Origin of the sequence: Lacticaseibacillus manihotivorans DSM 13343 = JCM 12514 (assembly GCF_001435035.1) — a bacterium.
Lineage (GTDB): Bacteria > Bacillota > Bacilli > Lactobacillales > Lactobacillaceae > Lacticaseibacillus > Lacticaseibacillus manihotivorans.
In genome coordinates, this window is the sequence record NZ_AZEU01000151.1 from 1 (window position 1) to 25598 (window position 25598).

Below are 25598 nucleotides of genomic sequence, written 5' to 3' on the forward strand. Positions count from 1 at the left end.
TTCGCCTCACGGTGTCGTGCCACGGAGTGGCTAACTTGTTCTTGCAATTTGCGATTTTTATTTTTATTGGGATTCCCACGATTATGTATTTCATTAAGAAAGCAATTGCGAATAGTGAGAAGAAAGCCGCGGAAGAAAACAGAGAATTACGACAAAAGCAGATCACAGAATGGGAAGCGTCACGCGGAAATTCAGACTTCTCGTATTTAGTTGTTCGCTTTAATGCAGACGATGCGCGAAAAACTGGGAAGTTGCACTATGATGAAGAGATACCAGAAGTTTACTTGGTGAAACTCGCTAATGGTACTGTGCACTTTTCACAAAGACCAGGCGTCGTGATGTATGACTTCTTACTCATGGACATCCAGTATCAGGGAAAGTATACGCATGAGACCACCGGAAATATATCTAGTCGTAGCGGGTCAGCGTTTGTTGGTGGTGCGCTTCTCGGCTCAACTGGTGCAGCAATGGGCGCATCTGGATCACGACAGGTATCGACAACGACAATTGATCAGGAGATCGCTGACTGGGGTATGTTGGTACTGGAACGAGTAGATAACGGTGAACAAGTAGCGGTACAGATTATGCTTACGAAAGAATTGTATCAAACATTGTTCAAGGATTTTATGTGGCGCGGTACTGTGAAACCGACTTCGGCGATGTCTAAAGTAGAACAACACAGCGAACAGGATAAAACGAAACCTGTGGAAAAACATACACCAAAGGTAACACACTCACCAGCTTGGTATCAAACGCACGAGAAGCCATCCGTAACTCGTACACCAGAAGAATCCAGCAAACGACTGGAGAATATCAAACAGCTAAGTTCGCTGCATGACAGCGGCATTCTAACGGATGCCGAGTATGCAGACAAAGTGCAACAGTTAATGGACTAACAATATTTGCAACAAGCTTTTTGAGCAAACAAAAACGCCTCATAACGAGGCGTCGGCAAGAACAGCGAATTATTTGACTTAGCGCAGTGTTATCGTTTCTCGGAAGTCAGTCTTATTCCGGCATAATCGCCATAGTTGGACCATCATTATCTTCATCAGCACTCAGATGTAGATTGCTAGTTCCTTCCTTTGAGTCGAAATCGCCCGTATATGAATAACGATACTGGTCTGGCGCCTGATCGTCCTCTTCATCGAAATCAATTTCAATTGTGTCATCGTCGATATCATAGGAAAAGAAAGCCATGGTCTCCCCATCTCGCTCTACGATACCCTCGCCATCATTGAACTCAAAGATATCGCCTTGTTTTGCACCACTGTTCATTGGGCCTTTAAAAAAGGTAAGTTTCCATTTAGCATCAGACGGGTCAGTAACGCCATCCGATGGCCCTCCAGTAGCAGACGATGAACATCCTACAAGAATACTCCCCAAAAAGATACCTAAGAATAGAACAATGCTCTTCTTCATCGATAAGTTCCCCCGAACCCTAAAATTATTTGCAGTGTATTACCACGCTTATTTAATTTACCATAGATTCTTTATTCAGAATACTATTCAGATTTAGATCAAACTGACTTGGAATCTTTACTCATTGGATACAATCGCCCAAAGATCGAAAGTAAATCAAATATTCTTCGCATTTGAGTAATAGGCTCACGTTTGGAAAAACCATGCTAAGCTTTCAACGTATCGAATTGCAACAAACACACACCTAATCGCAGCGGCTGCTACCCGTTGCGATTTTTTAGTGTCTGAAAGTATCAAACGCCCCTCTTTTTGCATATATATATAGTGAACGCAAAAAAAGGGAGGAATGAAAATGTCAGATCTCACCGATGTGGTGGCGGAATATGCCACTGATTTGATCGACTTGCTACCAGTCGTCAGCTTAAAAGACTTCCTGCACTGGTATCAACTCCAAGTCGACCCAGAATTTCAACCACCACCAGCCAAAGCCAAGCGCGCGTTATTTGCTGAAGTCACCTTGAATTTAGTGCAAGCTGAACCCGCCAACCTGTTACAATTCTTCGACGCAGAACCTGAAACGATTCCAGAACTTGAAGCCAATCGTTGGCCTTTTGCCATGAGTTATGATCAACGGCGCTTGTTGACGGCTACCGGACACTTGCCTGTTGCTTCAACGCGCCAAGCCCATTTATATGGCAACAATGTATTGGTGCCAGCTTATTCCGTGCTAGAAATTTTCCGACTACAACTGCTTGGCGCAGATGGTCGCAAAGCGTTACTCACCAAAGCTCGCCAAGAAGCCAAGTTGTTGCCGGCTTACCAAGAAGCCCAAGCCCAACGCAAGCAACAACAACTCGAACATCGCCAACAACGTGCCAACTTGAAAACCGCCTTTTGGCAAAGTGTTGAAGCTCTTCGGCAAAAGGTCCCACCAGCAGAGCAACCATTGTTTCAATTGGCCTTTTGGACCCAGCAAATCAACCAAGTGCAAAAATATTGGCAACTACACACCACCGATAAAAGCCACGCCATGGCCGACTACTACCATCTCAAGGGGTTGGCGATCGCGGAATTTTTGGAAAGTGATGATGCGCATATCAAACACGGCTTTTATCGGCCGAAGCAAGCGGATCGCTTTTATGTGTCGCTGTGTACGGAGCATTTTGCCGATTACCAACTGGAAACCGACTACAGCATCCCCGTGTACTTGTACTATCAAGAACACCGCGCGGCCATCGACGCCTGCCCGATGTGCCACGTATCGATCACCAAAGATTACTACGCGCTGTACTTCACCCAAGTCAAAAACGCGGACTTCACCTTCTCGTTTCATACGCCTTACCCATTAGGCAATCACCTTTATGGGCCGGTGAATCAGTATCCGCGCGTTCATCACCAACCAAACGTTGACGGCGACTTCACTTTCGGCCATGCGATGGATCGTGAACTCCTGCGCGCAGTCGGCGAAAAAAATATCCTCGATGAATTCCAACAGGCTCGCTTAGCGTTCGGCGAGCTGTAAAACGCTGGTACAAAAATATCCCCAGACGCTTGCGCCTGAGGATACATAATTACGAGTTGTCGACATCATGATGCCGCGTTAAGTTGATACGGTGCTTGGCTTGCATCACTTTCAACGGATCTAAGCCAAGCTTGGCGCACATGTCGAAGGTGTAGATCAACACATCGGCCAACTCTTCTGCCGTATGCGCCTTTTCCTCATCAGACAACGGCTCGCCAACATCTTTCCAAGTGAAAATGTCCATCACTTCGCTAGCTTCAACGTTCAAAGCCATCGCCAGATTTTTCAGGTCATGATGCCAGCCGCGACTTTTTCGATCGTTGACTAACGCTTGAATCATTTCAGTAATTGCTGGGTCGCTGGTTTCATCGAGCAACAGCGCTTGGCCATGGTGCTTGGGATCTAAATTGTGGATTTTTCCGTTCATTGGTTTGGGCCCCTTTTAATTCACGATGGGGTCTATGATACACCTTTAGAACTGGGAAAACAGCGTGGAAATTTGGCCGTACTCCGCCGCAGACAAATGCACATCTTGGGCTTTGACGTTGGCTAACACTTGCTTCGGGACCCGCGCGCCTGGGATCACCGTGGCAATTTGTTCATTTTGCAAATACCAGGCCAAAATGATTTGCGCAGTCGTCGCTTGATGCAAGTCTGCCATATGTTTGATTTGCGTCAGCGCCGTCATGATTTGTTGATACTGTGCTGGGGTGAACTGTTTGAACTTGTCGGCGTCGGCTTCCGTGTACTTCCCCGTCAACAAGCCTGACGCCAATGGGAAGTATGGGACAAAGTCGATATTGTGCTCGCTTAAGTATGGCCAAAGTGTGCTTTCAAGTTCGCGATGGACTAAGCTGTAATTGTCTTCCACCACATCGACAAAGCCGTCGAGGTTGGCTTCTTTGACTTGGTCGAGGGAGAAATTCGACACCCCAATGGCGCGGATTTTGCCCGCTTGCTTGAGCTTTTGCAAAGCGGCAACGGCTAAGTTCTTTGGCGTGTCCGCATCAGGAAAATGAATATAAAAAATATCCAAGTAGTCGGTTTGCAACCGCGCCAAGGCGTCATCCACCGCTTTGGTCAAAAAGCTGGGTGTGTTGTTAGGCTTGAAATCATTGGTAGGATCTTGCGCGGCTTTGGTAGCAATCAAGACTTTGCTGCGATCATAGTCTTTGAGCACGTTGCCGATAATTTCTTCTGAGCGACCTTTGCCGTAAATAAACGCCGTATCTAACAACGTGATACCAGAATCCAAGGCTTGGCGAACAACCGCTTCACCGTCTTCATCTTTTAAGTTGGCAAATAAGTTATGGCCGCCGACTTTGTTGGTGCCTAAACCAAATTTGGGTAAGTTGAGTTTTTCTGTTGGCATATATCTTCCTCCCACGAACAATTGTTTTACCTACATATTGTAAGCTTAAGTCATCAGCTTGAAAAGACGTGACAGCCTACTCGATCACTTGTAAGTCATTTTCGCGGGCCCAATTCAAGGCGATCTGACGATAGGTAGCCGCTTGAAACGCATACCACGCGTCTTGAATACCAAGCTCAAGCACCCCATCTTTGAACCGGCGATAAGGTTTGTGGCCGTGAAGTCGATTCAACAACAAGTCGATTTGCTTGTTGTCTTGAAGCTGGTCGACAAAATCAAACATGATTTGGCGATCATTAATATCCCACTGACTCGGCAAATAGATCACGTCTTCTGTTTCCGGATCGAATGCCGGCTCCATGTCCGCAAAGAAATCCTCATCATCCATTTCGACAGTTCCAGTTTTCACCCGATAAAAGTACCCGCGGTCGTCGCCAATGAAATCCATGCCTTCTAAAATATCACTTAATTTCACTTGCATATTGCCACCTCCATTTCCTGTTATTGTAACCATTTTCTGGTAGGATAGCGATGGAGGGATACTGATGCAAAAGTTGTTGAAACAAACCATTCAACCGCTGATGCCAGTGGTGTTGATTGGCACTGCGGCGCAAGCGCTGCTGTTGAGCGTTTTTTCGAAGGATGGATTCTTTGCGCAAGTCTTTGATTTGACAAAATGGTTACCAGGTTTTCACACGCTGCATGATTGTTGTGCCTTGCTGACGACTTACACGATCGGCTTGTTAGGCTTATTGATGGCAGTTTTTGCAGCGCGAGCGTTGACAAAAAACGACAAGCAGTTGGCAAGCCTTGTTGCTGGCATCGGTTATTTGATTTTAAATACCACGCGTATGGCGACTTTTAGTCCGGCCATTGGCGCTGATGGGATCCTTTGGGGGTTATTATTTGGTTGGCTGATCGGCTTTAGCTTCAATCATTTACCGAAAGCTTTGGTCACTGGCGGGACTTTGCTGATTACCCTTGGCCTGCGCTTAGGCTGGGATCGATTGGCAACCGCCCATGTGATCACCCTCAATGCGCCGCGTGGTTCTTGGTTATTGTGGACCAACTCAGTGGTTGCCTGGCTAGGGTTGCCTGCGCCGATCGATGCCATGATGCCGATGTTGACTGGCACCAAAGCCACCGCCAATCTCAATGCCGCACTCGCGCATCATTCTTTACCAAATCCGATTTCGATCGGTACGCTTTATCGCCCTTACGCGATGTTTGGCGGCGTGGGGATGACCTTGGGTTTGATCATCGCAATTTTACTGATCGACAAGCGCTCGGAAAAACGCCGCTTGGCTTGGTGGAGTTTGCCAATGAGCGTGGTAAATTTAAATCTGCCATTAATGCTGGGCTATCGGATTTGGTTAAATCCGCTGATGTTGATCCCTTATTTCTGTGCACCCTTAGCCAGTTGCGCAATTGCTTGGAGTGCGTTGAAACTCCACTTGATCAATACTTCAGTGTACCAAGTGCCGGCGACGACGCCTGGGCCGATGATCGCGTGGCTGACGACGAATGGCAATTGGCCGGCGTTGATTGTCTCAGCATTATGTTTAGTCGTTTCCGTCTTAATTTACTTGCCATTCGTCAAAAAAGTTTCCGGAGGTGAGCAACTTGGCTAAATGGGTTCGTTACCTCAGCTTAGGTGGCTTGCTCTTGATTGTCTGCCTTGCGCTATTCATCCCTGCCACCACGTGGATGCACCACCAAGTTCGCGACGCACAAGTCGTCCATGATTCCCGCATGGCACCGATCATTTTGGTACCAGGTAGCTCCGCGACGCAAAATCGCTTCAACAGCTTGGTCACTACCTTAAACCAGCGCACCAATGGTCACAGTTTACTTAAAGTCACGGTCAAAACTGATGGCACCGTGCAAACGCAAGGCCGCATCGCCCCGCGTGACGTTGAGCCTTATATCGTGATTGCGTTTGAAAACAACCAAGACGGCTACAACAACATCAAAAAACAAGCCCGCTGGTTTGATTTGGCGTTTAACCAACTCGCCACCAAATACCATTTCAATCGCTTCAACGCCATCGGCCACAGCAATGGCGGCTTGATTTTGACATTATTTCTCGCCAAGTATTATCAAAAATCTGCGGTGACAATGAACAAATTGATGACCATCGGCACGCCGTATAACTTGGAAGAAAGCAATCCCCACAACCGCACGCAAATGTTGGCCGACTTGATCAAAGCCCGCAAACAACTCCCGAAGAATCTGACCGTGTACTCGCTGGCAGGAACGCAAACTTATGATGGGGATGGCATCGTGCCACTAGCTTCAGTGGAATGTGGGAAATACATTTTTCAAAATCAAGTCAAACACTATACGCAAATCACGGTATCTGGGGATGATGCCAGCCACTCCGACTTGCCGCAAAATCAAGAAATCGAAGGCTACATTCAACAATACATGTTGGCCAAACCTAACCAGCCAGGCCAACGCATCGGGGCTGGTAAATAAATCATCGGACGTCGCTTGAGCAACAAGCGGCGTCCGATGATTTTTAATCCGTTAAGGCATAATTCACAAAATATTGCTTATAATTGACGTCCTCAAAACGGAAATTCGGGTTCAACGCATTTTCCTTAGTCGTCGCATTCGCCAACATCTCTGCTTTAAGTCCTAAGATCTTGCGCAAGCGATCTGATTCGGCTTGTAAGTTGTCGGTCGGCGGGATCTGAAACGATAACGGCCAACTATAATCTGAAGTTTGAACCCAGCCGGTGTAGCCTTTCAACGAACTGGAGGTGATTTTTTTGGTCGCTTTGGGATAATGCTGGAAGACACCGACCATATCATCGAAGCTCATATCGGTTTTGACGTTTTGCGACAAGGATTTCAACAATTCAGTGAACTGCGCCAAGCCTTGGCCAGAAACCGCCTTTTTCACGACAGCTTTGATCACTTGTTGTTGGCGCTTTTGCCGACCGTAATCTTGCTCAGGATCTTCGTACCGCATCCGGGCATACGCCAGCGCATACTTGCCGTTGAGATGCATCGGGCCTTTGGTAAAATGCAAATTATCAGTATGCGAGCTGGTGAAGGTAAATGGCACGTCCACATCGATGCCGCCTAGTGCATCCACCACTGTTTCCAAGCCACCCATATCGATGGTGACATAATAATCGATCGGCACATTCAACAGCTTCTCCACCGTTGCGCGCGCCATGGCTGATCCGCCTTGATTGTACGCATCGTTGATTTTAAACATCCGGAAATTTTTCATGCCAATGATTCGAGCATTGGTATCGCGTGGAATGCTCAACAAATGAGTCTGATTGGTTTTGGGATCGATGGTGCACACAATGATGGTATCAGACTTACCTTGATCACTGCGTCCAATTGCCCCAGTGTCGGCGCCTAAAAGCAGGATCGCCAGCGGCTTTTGCGCCTTGATTTTCGCAGATGCCTTTTTCCCAGCAGTACTCGGATCATAAATCGAATTGGCAGTGTAGCGGGCTTGGCTATATAAGCGCAGCCCGTAAAACCCTAACGTACAAACGCCGACGATCAACAGCAAAATCACATAGCGCCAAATCGATGGCTTGCGGTTTTGCGGTTTGTTGGCGCGTCTGGTTGTTTTCATGCGTCCTCCCATGGCGATAGTCTTGTAAGCGGTTTATCCATGTTAAATATATCATATTCAGATAGAAAATTGGCGAACACTTCTGTCACACACATCTGGGCATAAAAATAACACCTCGATCATCACGACCGAAGTGTTATCCGATTAAGCCATTAATTTTTTAAAGTGTAAGACGCGATCTAACGCTGCCATGATCGGCGCAGTGATCGCCATGATCACCGCTTCTGATAACATCAAGCTTCCATAGACGCCTAAGAACGCATGGCTCATGGACATATGCCCCGTCCAAACGATTTCGATCGCGATCAAAAACATGGTCAAGGTCATCACGCAAATGTTGAGGACCATTTTCTGCCACAACTTCGGCAAATGTGGTGCCAGATAAGCGACAGCGACTAAGCCGATCAAGCTTTGCCCACCGCCGAACACCACATCGATCCAGCCCAACGAACTGAACAGCGCATTGAAAAGCACCACGCCCAGCACCACGCCGAAGACGTATTTTTTGGAAAATACCACCAAATGATTCAAACCTTCAGAAATCCGGAACTGAATCGCGCCACTGGCTAAGTTGAAAACACCTGGTACCACCGAAAGCACGACGTAAAGCGCGGCGATCAAGGCGCTGACCACCAAGGTTTTGGTACGAGATTGTTGCATGAAAAAGCCTCCTAGTTTTTTTACGTGGGATGGATCACGAACCACGACGTTCAAGTATAACAGATAACGCCCGATCTCACAAAAAAATTGCTAACAATATTCAGCATAACCTGCAACGTCCATACGTGCCATGTTTGATCTGTAAGTTGCAATCTCAACGTAGAAAATTTGTGGGTGGAAGCGTCTTGGCAGAACAAGGAAAACTGGACAATTGCCCGTGGCAGTAGAATCAAGTGAAACGCCGATTTTTGGCGGTTCGCGCAGATTCTACCGGCAAAAATCAAGACAAGCGGGCTTCTTGGCTTGATTTTTAGGCATAAGCTCCTCGAACGGTTTTTGTTCGAGAGCTGACGCCGGCCGCACCGGCAACTTGTCCAGTTTTCCGCAGTGGCGCCAAGGCGATGGAACCCACAAATTTTCGTGCCAGAGGCAATAAAAAAAGCCGCCTAAGCGACTTTCACATTATTTACCGATTGGTTTAAGGCCGATAGACACGGCCAACGCATTATCGACCGCGTGCATTTTAGCTGGATCGAGCACGGCGATCTTATCCGACAAGCGCTGTTTATCGATGGTGCGCACTTGCTCAAGCAGCACCACTGAATCGCGCTCAACGCCATCAACGCCGGCTTTTAAGCCCACGTGGGTCGGCATTTTTGGTTTATTGATGCGACTGGTGATCGCCGCGACGATCACCGTGGGACTGTACTTATTGCCCACATTGTTTTGAATCACCAAAACCGGCCGCATGCCGCCTTGTTCTGAACCGACCACGGGTGATAGGTCGGCGAAGAAAATGTCCCCACGCCTAACGTTGCTGTCCATAATCTGCCCCTATCCAACAGCTAGCGGATCTGGGCATCAGCCTCGTTTTCACAAGCAATGAATTCATGGCAAATTTCGGTGTTCAAGGCTGCCATTTCTTGATAGCCATTGGCCAAGTCGGCTTCGACTTGTTCTTCGCGAGACAAAAAGTCCGTCAAAATGCTATCGATCAATTCGCTTGGATCCGTTACGCATGTTTTGCAATAGCTGTCGAGCCGTGCCCGCAGCGCGTCTGTCATACTCACCTGTAAAAATTCTGCCTGTGCCATGTTGCGCCCTCCCGTGGCTATATTCAAACTTCATCCTACCACAGGAGCCCAAGAAAACAACCTGAAAATAACAAAATGCTTTAGTCGATCACGACTCGCGGTACCCGTTCAGTCAAGCCGCAAGCGATCTCATAGTGGATGGTATCCGCATAGTCGGCAACATCTTGCAAGGTGATTTCTTGATCACCACTTTTGCCAACTAAAACCACATCAGTGCCTGCTGGATATTCATGCGGCAAGCGGATCATGAACTGATCCATGCAAACACGGCCGACGATTTCACACACTTGCCCATCGACTAACACATGGAAACCTTGTAAACGACGTTGCCAACCATCAGCGTAGCCCATCGGCACGGTGCCGATCCATTCTGCTTGTTTAGCATGATAAGTCGCGCCATAAGAAATTGCCGCGCCTTTGGGTAACAGCTTGCTAAAGCTGAGTTTAGACACGACTTGCATGGCTGGTTGCAATTCATAAGGCGAAGTCAGCGCACGCCCTGAGGGATTCAAACCATACATCGTGATACCAAAACGCACCATATCCGAGTGCGTCGCAGTATGCCACATGCTGGTCGCAGAGTTGGCCACATGCACATAACGTGGGCGCTTCGGTAAAGCCGCTAGCATCGCGTTGAAGTGTTGGCTTTGTTCATCAAAATAACTGGAGTCAGCTTCGTCGGCGGTCGCAAAGTGGGTGAAGATCCCTTCAACATCTAACGTTGCACACTGTTCAGCAAACTCTGCCGCTTGTTTGATAACGTCAGGTTCGCGGAAGCCGATGCGCCCCATACCAGAATCGACGGCTAAATGGATCTTCAATGCTGGGACATCTGGCGTAGCTGCTAACTCGCGATCGGCTTGTTGCATCCACTCTTGATCCCCAACTGGTAACGCAATATCATGGACGGCCGCGATCGGCGCCATTTCTGGTGGCACGATGCCTAACACCAAAATCGGCAAGGTGAAGTGCGCCGCGCGCAACGCCAAACCTTCCTCTAAGACTGCCACACAAAAGCCGCTAGCCCCAGCCTCCTGCGCAATTTTTGCCACATTCAACAAGCCGTGCCCATAAGCGTCGGCTTTCACCACGGCAAAAAGCCGGGTTTTATCGTCTAATCGAGCGAGAGCTTGTTGAATGTTGTGCGTAATTGCTTGTTTTGATACCAGCACCTTCGTCGGGCGCAGGTTTGCTGTGACCATGGTCATTGGGTTACCTCCAAAATTACTTCTGTCATCACGAGCGCATCAGTATGTGAAATCGACACATGCGCTATGCCGTCAAAAGGATGTTTGGTGATTACAGGTTTGCCGCGCTCATTGTCTAGGCATTCGACGTCTTGCAAGCCCACCTCGCCTAAGCCGGTGCCGTATGCTTTGGCATAAGCTTCCTTCACCGAAAAGCGGCCAGCTAAGTATTCGGCGGCACGCTTGCCAGCAAAACTGTTGAATTTCAACAGCTCTGCCGGGGTCAGAATTTTTTCAGCAAAGTCTGTGCGCTTTGCTTGGGCTTTTTGAATGCGGGCGATTTCTGTGATGTCGACGCCAAGGCCATAAATCATGAGGCTTCCTCCTGTTTAATCACATTGTATCATTATAGCCCCGATTTACCGAAAATATTGCCTTGCGACCATGAAACCTCATCATGCCGACGTGACGTTTCAAGGCCTTAAGCAAATCAAAAAATCGACCAGGCTGGCTGATCGATTCTTTGTTGGCTAAGGTTTCTGCATCGCTTTGACAAATGCAGCCTTGCCTTGTTTGCAGGCATTGTGGAGACGTTGGAAAAAATCTTTTGGTGCAGGATCACTCCACGGATAAATTCCTTTTTTCATGTTTTCGTGATTTTGCAGGTAGCGTTCCATACTCAACGGTTGATCACCAGACAGTGCGCGCAACTCATTAACTGCCCTTAAATTATCTTCAACCGTATAAGGATATTTCGCCATTTCCTCAAAATGTGCTCTCATACTTTCTCGACTATTTACCCATGATTCTTGAGCCATCGTGTTCCCCTTATCTTGACCGCGGTTGCTTCATCACTTTGAAAAATGACGCCTTACCTTGTTTCCAAGCTAAACGCAGACGTTGAAAGAAGCCTTTCGGTTGAGGATCATCCCATGAATAGATGCCACGTTTAAAATTCTCTTCATTTTCCAAATAGCGCTCCATACTCAATGGACGGTCGCCTGACATTGCGCGCAGTTCATTGATTGCTTCCAAATTATCTTGATCTGTCCAAGGATGCTGAATCAATTCAAACAAATACTGACGTGCGGTTTCAGGGCTATCTAGCCAAGATTTTTCTGCCATTAGGTTTTCCTCACTTTCTTTGCTGATTTTGTAATTGATATTGCAACCGAATAATCCCTCTCATCGACGAAGTGTCGAATACCTCATTAAATGCATTTTGAAATTCAGCATTCAGCAACACACGTTCAACTTCAGACGCAAAAGTGCTCCGCGCCTCCTCAACAAATAAATACTCAGGATAACTCAACAAAAATCCATATGGATCGAGTAGGTGTAATAATTCAACAACCTTGGCCTCTCGGACAATTGCTACTCGTGCCCGCTGAATACGCCTTTCATCCACCCCGTGCCGTCGCATCTCATTGATCAACTCAGCTCCTTCTTGCAATTGCTTGGTCACCAATAACACTTTCTCCCGCACATCGCCGGGATAACTGATCATCAATTCATGCGTACGCTTGATCTTATTGGCTTGAACGTCTTGTGCGCGCACGTCGGTATTGCGACGATAAGTGAAAGTCGCAATCGTTAAAGATACCGCTGCAATCACGGTTCCTAGCACACCTAGCAATTCTTTGAAGTCTACCCACCACACCTCTCGATCGAACTGAACGAGTGTCATGACTAGTTTCATTTTACCAGCTCCTTTTGCGCATCACAAATTCCCCCACACTAATAAATTACGCAAAAGAGGCTCCACTTGATACAAAGCAAAAATATTTATTTAATTATGAATACAAAAAGCCCCACGATCACAATGATCGCAGGACTTCAGTTAAATCAGATTAGTCTTTTTTGTAGCTACGTTTGTAAGAGTTGTCGCGGCCTTTGCCACCTTCACGGCGTTGACGATCGTAACCGCCTTTGTTGCCGCCATCGCGATGACCACGGTAACCACCGTTTGAACGGTGATCGCCATTGCCACGATGATCGCTGGAGTTAGAGCGACGACCCTTGTAGCCGCCACGATAACCGCCACCATTACGGTGACCACCGCGGTTAGGCAATGGGCGTTCTGGGGTGATCTTAACGGGCACAGTGGAAGCATCATCTGGGGAGATGGCTTTCAAGTATGCAGAAACCAATTGTAATGGCGTGTATTCTTCCAATAAGCTTTCAGCCATTGGTTCGTACTTGTCAAAGTCATCAGCTTCAACTTGTTCCTTAACCGTGGACAAGCCAGTGGAGATTTGGCCTAAGAAAGCTTCTTGGGCTGTTGGTGGCTTGAGTGGCATCATACGCTTTTTGGTTAAGTCTTCGATGGTGCGCAAGTAGCCGATTTCGTTAGGCACAACGAAGGTCACAGAGACACCAGACTTCCCAGCACGGCCAGTACGGCCAATACGGTGAACGTATGAATCTGGATCTTGCGGAATGTCGTAGTTGTAAACATGGGTGACGTTTTGAATATCCAACCCACGCGCAGCCACGTCAGTTGCGACTAAGAAGTCCAATTCGCCGGCTTTGAATTGACGCAAAACGCTCATGCGCTTTTGTTGGGTCAAATCACCGTGAATGCCTTCAGCTTTATAACCGCGCGCCTTTAAGCCGCGAGTTAATTCATCAACACGACGCTTGGTACGGCCGAAGATCAAGGCCAAGTCAGGCGCTTGAACGTCGAACAAGCGAGTCATGATGTCAAACTTTTCAAAGTCTTTGGCGCGGACATAGTATTGATCAACTGTGTCAGCCGTTAATTCTTTGGACTTGATTTGAACCGTCACGGGATCATGCATGAAGGTCTTGGTTAAGCGCATGATCGGTGCTGGCATCGTCGCAGAAAACAGCAAAGTCTGACGGGTATCAGGCGCAGTTTTCACGATACTTTCGATGTCTTCGATAAAGCCCATGTCGAGCATTTCGTCGGCTTCATCAAGCACCAAAGTCTTCAAGTTTTCCAACTTCAGGGTGTGGCGGTTGATATGGTCGAGCAAACGCCCTGGTGTGCCGACCACGATTTGCGGGCGATCGGACAATTGGCGAATTTGGCGACGAATGTCAGCACCGCCATATACAGCAGTGACTTTGACTTTTTTGTCGCGGCCTAACTTATATAATTCTTCTTGCGTCTGGATGGCTAATTCACGGGTTGGTGAAATAACCAAAGTTTGCACGGCGCGATCTGCAAAATCGATATCTTGCAAGACAGGTAAGCCAAACGCAGCCGTTTTACCAGTACCAGTTTGCGCTTGACCGATCACATCTTTACCAGCTAAGGCTAAAGGAATCGTTTCCGCTTGGATGGGCGTTGCTTCTTCAAATCCTGCGCGGGTGATGGCCTTAAGTAAATCGTGATCTAAACCTAGTTCTTTAAACTTCAAATGGTTTCCTCCTTGGATTGTGTAACACCTGATTTACAGAGCAATCCTGGAGTCTGCCTTGCAAATCTCGGTCACGTGACTGTTTTTCTGAAAACAGCATCTTTAATATTCTAACACTAATTGAAAGAAAGTACAACCACTCGCACTATCTCTATTATGATTTCTCTTGAAAATCTCTATCATTCAAACGTTGTCCGGCATCGTCAGTGTAAATTTGATTTTTCAGTTAGCGATACCAACCTGCCTCCGGCACGAAAATCAGTGAGCTCCGATGATTTGGCGTCACTGCGGTGAATTGGACAAGTTGCCGGTGCGGCCGGTTTCAGAAATCGGCAAAGCCCGCCGATGTTCTTGCACCTAGATTTTGAGCCAAAGAAAATCACTTTGTCTCAAAATCTGCCGGTAAAATCTTCGCGAACCGCCACAAACCGGCGTTTCACTTGATTTCACTGCCACAGGCAATTGTCCAATTCACCTCCGTTTTGCCAAATCATCTCCGCTCACGGATTCTCTACGTTGGTATCGCTAGCTTACAAATCAAATACGTTGATGTTACGACGTCATTCATATGACTAAACTTGACATCAACTTAGACATAACGTGTTTTGTAGCCATCGGGTGACAGTAGGCTAGCGTAGTGGAGGAACTGAAATCATCGAACGTGGCAGAAATATTAGCTAAGACAGCGGGCTTCTGGCTTAGTTAATATTTCAGGCAAATTCAAAGACGCGGGTTTCGGCTTTGAATGCGACGTAAAAACGTAACATCGGCGTACTTTGCCGATTTCTGCAGTCGGCCGGCCACGAGAGATGATTTCAGTTCCGCAACGGATATAGGCCACTGTCGCCTGGTGCCGGTATGAAACACTGACGATGCTGGACAGCGACAGTAAAAAAAGATTCAGACAGAAATTGTCTGAACCTTTTTCGATTACCCGCGGTCGCCGTCAAGCAGCGCAGCGAGCACATTTTCTAAATGTAAACCATGGCTGGCTTTTAACAACACCATATCTTGGTAAGACACATCTTCTTGCAAGGCATTGATCAAAGCTTGTTGATCACCTTTTTTGAAGTAGTGCAAGGCGTCCGCTGGATAACGTTTGGCCAACGCATCGCGCAAGGTGACAATTTCATCCCCATATAAGTAGACTTCAGATACTTTATCAGGATCAAGCGCTGGCGCCACTGACGCATGCAAGTCACCAGACGCCTCGCCGAGTTCCAACATGTCACCTAACACGGCAATACGCCGCCCGCCACAAGGAAATTCCGAAAAGTCGCGCAAAACAGCTTTCATCGCGGTTGGGTTGGCATTGTACACATCACTTAAAATCGATTCGCCAGCATCGCCTTTTAACCATTGGGTGCGGTTGGCGGTAATGTCAAAATGACTCAACGCGGATTGAATCGATTCAGGCTTCACATGAAAGCGCCGGCCGACCAAGATCGCAGCCAAGGCGTTGGACACATTATATTCACCCATCACTGGGATGGTGAAGTGCAAGTCCGGCCACTTGGATAAATCAAATTCGGTGTGGTCTTCAAAGGCCTGAATGTTGCGGGCGTACAAATTGTTATCTGGATCTAAGCCAAACGTCTTGCTTTGTTGATCGACTTGTTCTGCGCGTTCACGTAATAGCGGTTCGTCGCCATTGTAAATAAACAAGCCATCTTCTTTTAAGCCCGATACAATTTCCATTTTGGCATCGGCGATTTTATCGCGGGTCTTGAAGAATTCGATATGCGCTTCGCCGATCATGGTAATCACCGCCACATCAGGTTCTGCTAAGCCACTCAATGCGGTCAACTGACCTGGGCGATCCATCCCCATTTCCACGACCAAGACTTCGGTGTTGGTATCCATGGACAAAATGGTAAACGGTACGCCGATTTCATTGTTGAAGTTCGCCGGGGTTTTCACCACATGGTATTGGGTGCTTAAAATCGCCGCCGTCATATCCTTGGTCGTGGTTTTCCCGTTAGAGCCAGTGATGGCCACGACTTTGGGATTGACCTTCATCAACAAGTAATAGCTGGCGAGTTTTTGTAAAGCCGTCAACGGATCGGCGACGACTAATTGTGGAATGTTGGTGGTGATCGGCGTTTTGCTTGCGGCGATAAAGGTAGCTGCGGCGCCATGCGCTTCTGCAGACGTCAAAAATTCATGCCCATCGCGCTCCCCAGCTAATGGCACAAATAAATCGCCTGGTTTTAATTTACGGCTATCAAAAGCCACGCCGGTGATCGTCGGGCAGTCCCCTTCTGCCAATGGACAATCTGCCCCAACGACGCGAGCAATTTCGGATAACTTCATTTTCATGATGAATGAACTCCTTACACATTAACGCGTTGCCCCAATACTGCGAGCAACGCTATTGCGTGACTATTGTAGCGCAAGCCAAAGCCACTTGCCAATTATTTCAATTCCAAGCGCCACGCATCGGCTTTGCGATCAAGCACCAATGCACCGATTTGCGTCGCTGATTCCAAATCAGTCGGCTGATCTGGCACGAAGCGATCGGCTAATTGCCACAACGGGATCCGCACGAAATCGCGACTGAAGATCCCGCCAGAAAAATCAAACAACACGCCATCTTCTAAACTCGGCAACAAATCGCCTAACACCGATTCTGGTACCGGCTTGAAGTGCTGCTGGCGTAATCTCAGCCAAAATGGTTGATCATTGGCCGCCCAGCGCAAGTGCTTGACCAACGCAGCCGCTAAAGTATTGGAGAAAAAGCTCACCTGGCGGCAATACATGGTGACCATATCATTGCGCAATGGCAAGAACACCAAGTTGTTTTGAAGCTTATAATAAAATGGCGGTTGAATATGCGTTTTGGCATGGCCTAAGTATAAAAGTTCCGCAATTTCAGTCGGCATCAACTCACGCAAATAAGTGCCATGTTGATAATCCAACCACGAGCGGTTCCGCGCATCCTTGCCCCGCAAGAAATTTGCCACTTGTTCCTCACCGGAAATTTCGTTGAAGCCGGTATGCGGATCGATGAACTCGTCTTCGTCAATGGGCGGCAACAACAACAAATGCCGAATCGGCTTTGGCGTCGCCTTTAACACATCACTCGCTGAGATGCCCGCAGTCAAAAACATATGAGCAAGCGGCTCGTAATGGACATAGATCACTGAATTGCGCACGATAGACCTCCTATATTAACAGTCACGATTATACTTCAAAATGAGCCATTGTGCTCAAAGTTTGGTATGGTGAAACAAAAGAAATTTTTTCTACCATAGAAAGGACGTCAAATGCTTGCTTGGCCGTTAACTGTTCCAGAACCGATTGCCTTGACCATTCCTCAAAATGCGCCTTTGCCTGCCGCTTATTGGCAAGCCCTCACCACTGGACGTTGGCCGCATGCTTACTGGCTGCCGACGCCTGAACCCACTAGCGATGCCATCGACGGCGTGGCCATTCATGCCTTAGCGATCCCAGGTGAACGCACCATGATTGCTGGTTTACCTGGGGATTGGTTCCCGATTGCCCGAGATGGTGACCAGATTTTTGCCGTGGATTCACATGGGCAAATTTATTATCGCGATTTAGAAGTGGATCAACAATTGTGCGTTGGCCAAAATTGGGACGATTTCGTGGCGCAACTGACCTGGCGAGCGCCAGTATTGACCGCACCCTTCAGTCAACAAGTCCTCGCGCACGCCTTATTGGTGAGTGATGCGGACAGTCTACCCCCACTACTTGAAATTTTACGCGAACAAGGCGATTGGTCAATTTATACACAATGGTTGGCATACTTGGTCACGACTTTCCCAACCGTGGTGCAAGAAGAAATCAAGTTCGCGTTGGATTTCTTGCCATTGTCTGCTTTGCAAAAACACAACCTTGAAACGTTATAACAAAAGCCGCCAAATTCTGGCGACTTTTTTATTTCGTGAACATAAAGGTTTCAAGCCATTTGCGATCGCGGCTGACGCCAAAGTAACACCACACGCCCAGCGCCAAAGAGCCTAAGAAGTCTGCTAACAGATCCCCCATGGTATCCATCAACGCCAAGCGGCCGACGAGTCCGACACCATGCGCCATGGTCCGCTGCATGTTCAAGCCTAACAAGCCATCGCCAGTGAATTCATAAAATTCCCACAGCACCCCACACATCGTGCCAAACGCAACAGCGACGATCGCCAACAGTAATGGTTTGGTGGTTTGCAGTTGTTGTTTTGGGGTCAACGCCCCAAAAATTGCCAGGCCTAAGCCAGCAAGCATGGAAGCAGAAAACAGATGCAAGAACTTATCCCAATATGGAATGTTATAAAATTGCATCCCGGTGCCGAGTAACACCGCTCCTAAAATGAACGCTTCCCAAATCACCAGTAGCAATAATGGAAATTTAAAATGGCGCCATTTGCCGATCAAGCCAGGGCCGACAGCCAAGATAATGCCAAACACAACTTGGCCTAACAGCATCGCTTGGCCTGGATAAATGGCATGGCCCATGGCCAACGCGATGCCACAAACCAGTAAGTAGATCACTGCCCCGATCACGTTGATCGCCAACAACCCACGGTATAACTTTTGCATCAGTCCACCTCCGTATATGAGTTTAGTCTAACGGCTCCAAGGGTTGGTTGCAAGGGACTGGAGACTGATAGCCAGGAGTTGGCTTTAATCGCTGGATCATATTAGGTCAGGGTCTCGCGTCGCGCTTTTCAAAGCAACGCGGACACGGCTAGCTACGCCTGAGGATTCAAGCCAAGCCCGGGCTTAAACTAGATCAAACTTTCTCGTCGCGCTTTTTCAAGCAACGGGGACACAGCTAGCTACGCTCAAGCACTCGGGCCAAAGAGCGGCCCAAGCGCTTGAGCTAGGCTACCTGGTCCCCTAAATGCGCTTGAAAAAGCGCTGGGCATAAAAAAACCGCCATTGCTGACGGAAAAGTTTGGGGGAACTTTTTTGGGAGTGTAAGTTAATGTGTAAGCATAAGGCTGACTACCGTTGCCTTACTATGGTTCTAATTATAGTCAGTAATATAACTGATTCATGCCAACATTAATAAAAATCCTTTATTTATTTTGAACTGAATTTTTGCCGCTATCATCAGTAAAACACCCATTATTTACCCAAAACAAGCGGCATTACATGGGTGTTTTCAATAACAACTATACTTTTTAGTAACCCCCAACAGCCACATCTTGGTCATCATTGATCACCAACACATTCACGGGACTTTCGCGCACCACATAAGCCGTGGTCGAACCCGTTAAGAAGCGCTCAATGGCATTGGTCCCAGATTTGCCGATCACGATCAAGTCACAACCATAATCTTTCGGCGCGTCTTTGGCGATCGTAGATTTTGGATTGCCTTCCATCACCACGGTTTGCACTTTAAGGCCTTTTGCTTTCACCATTTCTGCGGCATGGTCCAACATCCCCGTCGCCACGTCAGCCAGTTGATGGTAAACATCATAGTAATTCACATCGCGGGCATACGTGGCATAGTGATCTGAATCCACCACATTTAACAAAACAATTTCGGCATCGGTCAACTTTGCGAGCTCTTCAGCTTTAGCCAACGCGACATAAGCATTGTGCGAGCCATCTAGCGGCACTAAGATCCGGTCAAACATTTTGCATTCCTCCTTTGGTGTGTTTCTACTATTATCATAACAAGTTTCCGCACCACAAACCAATTTGAGCCCGGCGTCAAAAAAGGCCCACCGTTTTCACGATAGGCCGCATCCTTAATGCTGTTTCACTGCGATGCGCCGCTTGGCATGATCGCTCATCGCCCAATACGTGACGCCAAACGATCCAATTCCGATCAGTATGACTAGCATCGTATCACCCGCTTTATAATGGTGAGACTTTGTTGTTGGCGTCTTTGGTCACTTTCATCGCTTGAATGGAAATATAGCCGAGCTTGGTGACCAAACTTTTCTGCACGGCACTGGAATTCATGAAATTCAAGAACGCTTTGGTGCCGGCATCAGGCGTGCCTTTGGTGTACATGTGCTCATAAGACCAGATCTTCCATTTGTTGGTTTGCACATTGGCAGCAGTTGGCTTCACGCCATCGACTGACAACGCCGGCACATCAGCCTTCACATAAGAAAAAGCCAAATAGCTGATCGCCCCAGGGGTGCCGGCCACAATTTTTTGCACCGTCCCGTTTGAATCTTGTTCTTGGGTGGTCATCGCCTTTTGCCCGTTCATCACCGCCGCTTCAAAAGTAGCGCGCGTCCCAGAGCCGGCCGCACGATTGACCACGGTGATTTTTTCGTTCTTGCCACCGAGGGTTTGCCAATTAGTGATTTTCCCGGTGAAAATGTCCCGCAACTGACTCATGGTGACATTCTTCACGCCCACATCTTGATTCACCACTGGCGCCATCCCGACCACTGCCACTTGATGATCTTTAAGCTTAGTCGCATCAAGGCCGGCTTCTTGTTCCGCAAAAATATCTGAATTACCGATGGTCACCGAACCTTGGGCGACTTGCGACAAGCCAGTGCCTGATCCGCCACCTTGCACAGTGATCTTGGCATTCGGGTGATCCGTCGTATACAATTGTGCGGCTTGTTCCACTAAGGGTTGTAAAGCCGTCGAGCCCACTGCAACGACTTTGGTATCTGCCGTTGATGAGGAACTGGAAGGCGTTTTTGAACTTGCAGCATTGCCACAACTGACTAACACGCTGACCACACTTAATAACATCAAGCTTAAGATCAAGGTTGATTTTCTTTTCATGGCTCATTTTCTCCTTTGAGGTCTTCCCTTTCAAAAACACCTTCAGCATAAGGAGTGCATGTAAAAATCAAGCCTCAAGGGCGTAAAAGTTGTGTCGCGATGATGTAAAAAAACCGTCGCAGTTACGCGACGGTTTTCCAAGAACTACCAGAGATAATGTACTGGATTTTTGATTTTTTCATCATAGACAGCTTTCACGATTTGCATTTGTTTATCCGTCAAAGCGGGCAGATCTGAAGCGCTGGTGTTGCGCTCAATTTGGTTGGGATTAGAAGCGCCTGGAATCACCGCAGACACCGCATCGTACATCAGAATATATCGCAAGGCATCCCCGGCCAAGTTCTCAGTGCCCAAGCGTTGTTTCAATTCATCGGCGGCTTGGACCCCCGTTAAGAAATCAACGCCAGAGAAGGTTTCGCCTTTATCAAACAATTCACCATTGCGGTTGTTGGTGCGCTGATCGGTTGGTGCAAAAGTGGTGTTCGCCGTCATTTTGCCAGATAACAAGCCAGAAGCTAATGGCACCCGCGCTAAAATGCCGACATTGTGCTGCTTGGCCAAATCAAAGAATACTTCAGCTGGACGCAAGCGGAACATGTTGAAAATGATCTCCACGGCTGAGATGTCATAGTCCAAGGCTTTGATGGCTTCTTCGACGCGTTGCACGGAAACGCCGTAGTTCAAGATCTTACCTTCACGCTTCAACTCATCTAGCGCGGCAAAAATCGATGGATCATAATAAGCATCGGTTGGCGGGCAGTGTAACAACACACAATCCAAGGCGTCGACACCCATGTTCTTCAGCGAATCATCGACATACTTGCGCAAGTGTTCGGCGTTGAAATGTTCGATTGAATAAGGCGTTTCTTTGTGGCCGATTTTCGTGGTGAAGTGGACATCTGGGTGTTCACGCACGAACGCGCCCACCGCTTTTTCACTTTCGCCATCTTGATAACCATCAGCGGTATCAAAGAAGTTGACGCCGTGATCATAGGCGGCTTGCAAAGTGTCTTGCGCATCTTTTAAGTTGTAAGGCGCGCCCCACTTGCCGCCGAGCTGCCAAGTGCCCAAGGACACTTCTGAGATCTTAAAACCAGTTTTACCAAATTCGCGATATTTCATAACAGCCTCCAAATTTGAAACTTGACGGTATCTATTTTATACTTGGGACTCTAAAGATACTAGCACGCACTAATTTGTGCCTGAAAGGATTCACGATGACTGATATTGTCCGCAAAGACGCCCTCACCCGCCTTGAAAATGGTGATTTCTCTTGTGCCAAAGAATTAACGTTGGCGATGTTTTCCGGCAAATGGAAATTGATTTTGCTTTGCCACTTAGATGAACACGGCGCTTATCGCTTCAACGAATTACGCCGACTACTCCCAACCATCACCCATAAAGTGTTGACCAACCAGCTACGCGAACTCGAACAAGACCGCTTGATCACCCGCAACGTCGCCCCTGATGGCCAAAATAAAGTCAGCTATGCGATCACCCCACTGGGCCATTCTTTGATGCCGATCATCGATGCGATGTGCAAATGGGGGGATGCTCGGATCGCCGAACTTCAAGTTGAGCCCAAATTCACTGCCGATGAAACCATTGTGCCAAAGGAGGCAACCCATGCTTTATAATGCAGCCTTAGTCCTTGAAGGTGGCGCCATGCGCGGGCAATACACGGCTGGCGTGTTGGACTTTTTCATGCAACAAGGCATCCAATTTAAAACTGTCATCGGCGTATCAGCTGGGGCGTTAAGTGGGACGAATTACATTTCTCATCAACCTGGCCGCACCAATGCCGTCAACGTGCATCACCGCATGGATCGCAATTATATTTCGTTGCGCCGTGCCTTGCGTCGCCAAGATATTATTAACTTGGATTATTTATTTGAATCGCACGGTGGCGACTGGGAAGATTTTGATGAGCTGACTTATCGCACCAGTCCGATGGAATTTGTGGTGGTGGCCACGTCCATGGTCAAAGGTCGCGCCGTGTACTTCCACTCGCCACAAGGCCAAGACTTAGTTGCCAACTTAAAAGCCAGCTCTGCCATGCCGTTTATCTCGGCCCCTGCTTACACCGGTTATGGGTTATGTTTGGACGGTGGCGTGGCCGATTCCATTCCGTATGAATACGCCCAAGCCAACGGTTATGACAAAATCGTCGTGATCCGCACCCGTGAGCGCACTTATCGCAAAAACGCCACCAGCGCCGTGTTGCGTCGCGCCTATCAACAAGCCTTCAGCAATTACCCGGCGTTTGTCGAAACGGCGATCGCACGTCCTGAAATGTACAACCGTCAAGCTGAACAATTGCAAAAACTGGAAGCACAAGGAAACACTTTTGTGATTGCCCCAGCCCAACCAGTGACAGTTGGCCGCTTGGAGCGCGATACTGATAAACTTGAAGCCTTGCACGCCACGGGGATGGCGGATGCCGAAGCGCAACTTAACGCGATGCAAGCTTACCTCAACGCTTGATCATTGAAAAAGCCGACTGGAAATTTTTCCAGCCGGCCTTTTTGCGTTCACTAACGGTCTTGTTTGTGCACTTCATACACGACGAAAGTGATCACCCCAAGCAACCCGACAACTAACAAACTCAATACGATCAGCATCACCCAAGATAACATCACGATCCCCCCTTTGTGTGAACGCACAGGTAGGATAACTTGAATGATTGGATGTGGCAATTTTGAAGCATGACTCAGGAGCGAGGTTAATCGATTAAACCCAACTTTAATGCTGCGGCAACTGCTTCTGCCCGAGATTCCACGCCCAGGCGGTTATAAATGCTGGTCAGATGCGCCTTAATGGTACGCTCAGACAAATGCAGCTTTTGGGCGACATCGATATTGCGTGCACCTTGTGCAACTTGTTGTAAAATTTCATGTTCACGTGGCGTTAAGCTGATCGCGGATTCTGGTTGGGCAAAAGCCTTCGTCATCAACTCAGGGGACAAACTCACAGTACCCACTAACGCCTGTTTCAACGTATTCACAATCGTTTCTTTGTCGGCATCTTTTAACAAATAACCGCGCGCGCCTAAGCGCATGGCTTGTTGGATCGGTTCGGGATCGTCAAAAGTGGTCAACACCACCACTGGCAGATTTGGATGGGTTTGATGGAGTTGGCGGATCATTTCAATGCCATCCATTTCCGGCATGCGAATATCACACAACACCAAATCAGGCTGCAGCGCTTCGACTTGTGCCAAGCCAACTCGCCCATTTTCTGCAAAGCCGGCTGCTTCAAAATCTGGCGTTGTTTCTAAAATCAACGATAATCCCATCCGCAACACCGCATGGTCATCAACGATCAACACTTTGGTCATGTAACTGCTCCTTTTTAACCGTCGGCATGGTCAACGTCACCGTTGTGCCTTCACCTGGCGTGCCTACAACTGTTAAAGCACCATCGAGCATCGCCGCCCGCTCATGCATGCCGGTCACGCCAAAATGTCCAGATTTTGATTTCAAGGGAAGCCCACTGCCAAAATCAATCACTGATAACGTGAAAACAGAATCTTGGGTATTCCCATTGATCACCACTTGCAACGTATCCGTATGCTTGACCACATTCATCATCGCTTCAGAGACAATTCTTGTGATCTGTGTCAGCTGCGCATCGGAAAAATCAGGGACATAATGCAAGCGCAAAGTGGTTTCCAAATGGTAGTTTTTCTTAAACGCATCGGCGAGCAATTCCAAACGCGGTTGCAAGCTTTGTTCCGTCGTGGCGCGCAAATCACTTAACGTCAGCCGACTTTGACGTAAGGTGTCGCGCGCAATGCCAGTGGCATCATGCACCACTTGCGTCCCACGGTCAACTTGGCCATTTTGCAAAAAGCTTTCTGCGGCTTCTAACTGCATCACCGTGCCAGCTAGCCCTTGCGTTAAGGTATCATGTAATTCTCTGGCCACCCGTTGGCGTTCTGTGCGAATGGTACTGGCTTCAACTTGGTCATAAGCTAACTGAACTTCAGCCAATAAGTCTTCTGCTTGTTGGCGTTGGGCGGCTTGTTGGAAGTAATAGCGACTGTAAAACACCACCACAAACAACACGAACAAAAAGGCGATCAACACGATAACAGCTTGGAGGATTCCGTTATAAGCGGTGTACGCGCCTAAAATCAGTAAACTTAAAATTCCTAAACTGATCAAAGGCTTCTGCGGTCGCGCATAAAAGTTGATGATTTCAATAGCCACCACTGTGATCACACCAATCGCTACGATCGGCATTTTATGTTCCAAACCGACCGATGTCGTCACCGCAAAGATCAGTTGCGGGCCAAATAATGCCCATGGGTGGCGATCAAACAACCATTGACCAAACCAGATCAAGGCAATTTCTGCTAAGACGCCACCAACGATGATCTGTTCTTGCCAAAAAATCGAAATGGCAGATCCGGCAAACAACCACCCATGGCCGACCATTTGTTCTGGTTCAGATTTCAAAACATACAACGCGACCATTCCGATCAACACTAAAAATAACATCACTGGACGGCGCAAAGGTTTGATATTTGGCTGTTTGCTCATCATTTCTCCTCCATTACTGGGTACTATACGCGCAAAAACCGACTTTGCGGTCGGTTTTTGACGAGATTGACAATTTTTCTCAAGGCT

29 protein-coding genes and 1 riboswitch are annotated in these 25598 nt (G+C 47.9%); of the genes, 7 read left to right on the forward strand and 22 right to left on the reverse strand.

What is annotated here, in order from left to right; genetic code table 11:
* Nucleotides 1-896, forward strand: an 896-nt coding sequence (locus FD01_RS08665; protein WP_235802945.1) for an SHOCT domain-containing protein, incomplete at its 5' end; no start/stop codon positions are given.
* Nucleotides 897-1008: 112 nt separating this feature from the next.
* On the opposite strand, the gene FD01_RS08670 is transcribed toward FD01_RS08665, so the two are convergent.
* Nucleotides 1009-1422 (reverse strand): hypothetical protein, encoded by a 414-nt coding sequence (locus tag FD01_RS08670; protein ID WP_054718829.1) that lies wholly within the window; start codon nucleotides 1420-1422, stop codon nucleotides 1009-1011.
* 352 nt (nucleotides 1423-1774) lie between these two features.
* Between FD01_RS08670 and FD01_RS08675 the strand changes: the two genes are divergently transcribed.
* On the forward strand, nucleotides 1775-2944 hold the full coding sequence (locus tag FD01_RS08675) for a hypothetical protein (protein WP_056963737.1): 1170 nt from the start codon (nucleotides 1775-1777) through the stop codon (nucleotides 2942-2944).
* A gap of 49 nt (nucleotides 2945-2993) precedes the next feature.
* Here FD01_RS08675 and FD01_RS08680 read toward each other — a convergent pair whose 3' ends face one another.
* From FD01_RS08680 to FD01_RS08690, 3 genes are all read right to left on the reverse strand, one after another.
* The gene (locus tag FD01_RS08680) at nucleotides 2994-3371 is read right to left on the reverse strand and encodes a nucleotide pyrophosphohydrolase (RefSeq protein ID WP_054718835.1); all 378 of its coding nucleotides are present in this window, start codon (nucleotides 3369-3371) and stop codon (nucleotides 2994-2996) included.
* Nucleotides 3372-3416: 45 nt separating this feature from the next.
* Nucleotides 3417-4316 (reverse strand): aldo/keto reductase, encoded by a 900-nt coding sequence (locus FD01_RS08685; protein ID WP_056963738.1) that lies wholly within the window; start codon nucleotides 4314-4316, stop codon nucleotides 3417-3419.
* 76 nt (nucleotides 4317-4392) lie between these two features.
* Nucleotides 4393-4797, reverse strand: coding sequence for a UPF0158 family protein (locus FD01_RS08690; protein WP_054718838.1), 405 nt, complete (start codon nucleotides 4795-4797; stop codon nucleotides 4393-4395).
* Nucleotides 4798-4861: 64 nt separating this feature from the next.
* Here FD01_RS08690 and FD01_RS08695 point away from each other — a divergent pair, with 64 nt between their 5' ends.
* Both FD01_RS08695 and FD01_RS08700 read left to right on the forward strand, forming a co-directional pair.
* Nucleotides 4862-5947, forward strand: coding sequence for a PTS transporter subunit EIIC (locus FD01_RS08695; protein WP_056963740.1), 1086 nt, complete (start codon nucleotides 4862-4864; stop codon nucleotides 5945-5947).
* Nucleotides 5940-6794 carry an alpha/beta hydrolase gene (locus FD01_RS08700; protein ID WP_404820739.1) on the forward strand — a complete coding sequence of 285 codons (855 nt, stop codon included), beginning with the start codon at nucleotides 5940-5942 and terminating at the stop codon, nucleotides 6792-6794. Before FD01_RS08695 ends, FD01_RS08700 begins: the two co-directional genes overlap by 8 nt.
* A 43-nt stretch (nucleotides 6795-6837) precedes the next feature.
* Here the strand turns inward: FD01_RS08700 and FD01_RS08705 are convergent, their stop codons facing one another.
* The 12 genes from FD01_RS08705 to FD01_RS08760 form a co-directional block, all read right to left on the reverse strand.
* On the reverse strand, nucleotides 6838-7920 hold the full coding sequence (locus FD01_RS08705; protein WP_056963744.1) for an LCP family protein: 1083 nt from the start codon (nucleotides 7918-7920) through the stop codon (nucleotides 6838-6840).
* A gap of 144 nt (nucleotides 7921-8064) precedes the next feature.
* On the reverse strand, nucleotides 8065-8580 hold the full coding sequence (locus FD01_RS08710; RefSeq protein ID WP_056963746.1) for a QueT transporter family protein: 516 nt from the start codon (nucleotides 8578-8580) through the stop codon (nucleotides 8065-8067).
* Nucleotides 8581-8585: 5 nt separating this feature from the next.
* A riboswitch (PreQ1 riboswitch) is annotated at nucleotides 8586-8631 on the reverse strand.
* 411 nt (nucleotides 8632-9042) lie between these two features.
* Nucleotides 9043-9405, reverse strand: coding sequence for a type II toxin-antitoxin system PemK/MazF family toxin (locus tag FD01_RS08715; protein WP_056963748.1), 363 nt, complete (start codon nucleotides 9403-9405; stop codon nucleotides 9043-9045).
* 20 nt (nucleotides 9406-9425) lie between these two features.
* On the reverse strand, nucleotides 9426-9674 hold the full coding sequence (locus FD01_RS08720; protein WP_056963751.1) for a hypothetical protein: 249 nt from the start codon (nucleotides 9672-9674) through the stop codon (nucleotides 9426-9428).
* A gap of 80 nt (nucleotides 9675-9754) precedes the next feature.
* On the reverse strand, nucleotides 9755-10876 hold the full coding sequence (alr, locus tag FD01_RS08725) for an alanine racemase (protein WP_056963803.1): 1122 nt from the start codon (nucleotides 10874-10876) through the stop codon (nucleotides 9755-9757).
* A gap of 2 nt (nucleotides 10877-10878) precedes the next feature.
* Nucleotides 10879-11235, reverse strand: a complete 357-nt coding sequence (acpS, locus tag FD01_RS08730; protein ID WP_054714735.1) for a holo-ACP synthase — start codon at nucleotides 11233-11235, stop codon at nucleotides 10879-10881.
* Between the two features lie 156 nt (nucleotides 11236-11391).
* Complete coding sequence (locus tag FD01_RS08735) at nucleotides 11392-11679, reverse strand: hypothetical protein (RefSeq protein WP_056963753.1); 288 nt, start codon at nucleotides 11677-11679, stop codon at nucleotides 11392-11394.
* Nucleotides 11680-11689: 10 nt separating this feature from the next.
* A complete protein-coding gene (locus FD01_RS08740; RefSeq protein ID WP_056963755.1) occupies nucleotides 11690-11986 on the reverse strand; it encodes a hypothetical protein in 297 nt (98 codons plus the stop codon).
* Nucleotides 11987-11996: 10 nt separating this feature from the next.
* A complete protein-coding gene (locus tag FD01_RS08745) occupies nucleotides 11997-12560 on the reverse strand; it encodes a hypothetical protein (RefSeq protein ID WP_054714728.1) in 564 nt (187 codons plus the stop codon).
* 151 nt (nucleotides 12561-12711) lie between these two features.
* Complete coding sequence (cshA, locus tag FD01_RS08750) at nucleotides 12712-14247, reverse strand: degradosome RNA helicase CshA (protein WP_056963757.1); 1536 nt, start codon at nucleotides 14245-14247, stop codon at nucleotides 12712-12714.
* 930 nt (nucleotides 14248-15177) lie between these two features.
* Nucleotides 15178-16566, reverse strand: a complete 1389-nt coding sequence (locus FD01_RS08755; RefSeq protein WP_056963759.1) for a UDP-N-acetylmuramoyl-tripeptide--D-alanyl-D-alanine ligase — start codon at nucleotides 16564-16566, stop codon at nucleotides 15178-15180.
* A gap of 95 nt (nucleotides 16567-16661) precedes the next feature.
* Complete coding sequence (locus FD01_RS08760) at nucleotides 16662-17402, reverse strand: hypothetical protein (RefSeq protein ID WP_054714725.1); 741 nt, start codon at nucleotides 17400-17402, stop codon at nucleotides 16662-16664.
* 111 nt (nucleotides 17403-17513) lie between these two features.
* Here FD01_RS08760 and FD01_RS08765 point away from each other — a divergent pair, with 111 nt between their 5' ends.
* Nucleotides 17514-18119, forward strand: a complete 606-nt coding sequence (locus tag FD01_RS08765; protein ID WP_054714721.1) for an SMI1/KNR4 family protein — start codon at nucleotides 17514-17516, stop codon at nucleotides 18117-18119.
* 28 nt (nucleotides 18120-18147) lie between these two features.
* Here FD01_RS08765 and FD01_RS08770 read toward each other — a convergent pair whose 3' ends face one another.
* The 4 genes from FD01_RS08770 to FD01_RS08785 all read right to left on the reverse strand — a co-directional run bounded on the left by FD01_RS08770 (nucleotide 18148) and on the right by FD01_RS08785 (nucleotide 22089).
* Entirely contained in the window at nucleotides 18148-18801 is a 654-nt protein-coding gene (locus FD01_RS08770) for a DUF2238 domain-containing protein (RefSeq protein ID WP_054714718.1), read from the reverse strand.
* A gap of 587 nt (nucleotides 18802-19388) precedes the next feature.
* A complete protein-coding gene (locus FD01_RS08775) occupies nucleotides 19389-19847 on the reverse strand; it encodes a universal stress protein (protein ID WP_056963761.1) in 459 nt (152 codons plus the stop codon).
* Nucleotides 19848-20070: 223 nt separating this feature from the next.
* Nucleotides 20071-20967, reverse strand: coding sequence for a phosphate ABC transporter substrate-binding protein (locus FD01_RS08780; protein WP_056963763.1), 897 nt, complete (start codon nucleotides 20965-20967; stop codon nucleotides 20071-20073).
* Nucleotides 20968-21111: 144 nt separating this feature from the next.
* Nucleotides 21112-22089: an aldo/keto reductase gene (locus FD01_RS08785; RefSeq protein ID WP_056963765.1), complete on the reverse strand. Its 978-nt coding sequence runs from the start codon at nucleotides 22087-22089 to the stop codon at nucleotides 21112-21114.
* Between the two features lie 95 nt (nucleotides 22090-22184).
* Here FD01_RS08785 and FD01_RS08790 point away from each other — a divergent pair, with 95 nt between their 5' ends.
* On the forward strand, nucleotides 22185-22604 hold the full coding sequence (locus FD01_RS08790) for a winged helix-turn-helix transcriptional regulator (RefSeq protein ID WP_056963766.1): 420 nt from the start codon (nucleotides 22185-22187) through the stop codon (nucleotides 22602-22604).
* Nucleotides 22594-23451: a patatin-like phospholipase family protein gene (locus FD01_RS08795; RefSeq protein WP_054714740.1), complete on the forward strand. Its 858-nt coding sequence runs from the start codon at nucleotides 22594-22596 to the stop codon at nucleotides 23449-23451. The genes FD01_RS08790 and FD01_RS08795 overlap by 11 nt, the downstream gene beginning before the upstream one ends.
* A 238-nt stretch (nucleotides 23452-23689) precedes the next feature.
* Here the strand turns inward: FD01_RS08795 and FD01_RS08800 are convergent, their stop codons facing one another.
* Both FD01_RS08800 and FD01_RS08805 read right to left on the reverse strand, forming a co-directional pair.
* Nucleotides 23690-24304 (reverse strand): response regulator, encoded by a 615-nt coding sequence (locus tag FD01_RS08800; RefSeq protein WP_056963768.1) that lies wholly within the window; start codon nucleotides 24302-24304, stop codon nucleotides 23690-23692.
* Nucleotides 24282-25514, reverse strand: coding sequence for a sensor histidine kinase (locus tag FD01_RS08805; RefSeq protein ID WP_082611805.1), 1233 nt, complete (start codon nucleotides 25512-25514; stop codon nucleotides 24282-24284). Before FD01_RS08805 ends, FD01_RS08800 begins: the two co-directional genes overlap by 23 nt.
* Nucleotides 25515-25598 lie beyond the last annotated feature (84 nt).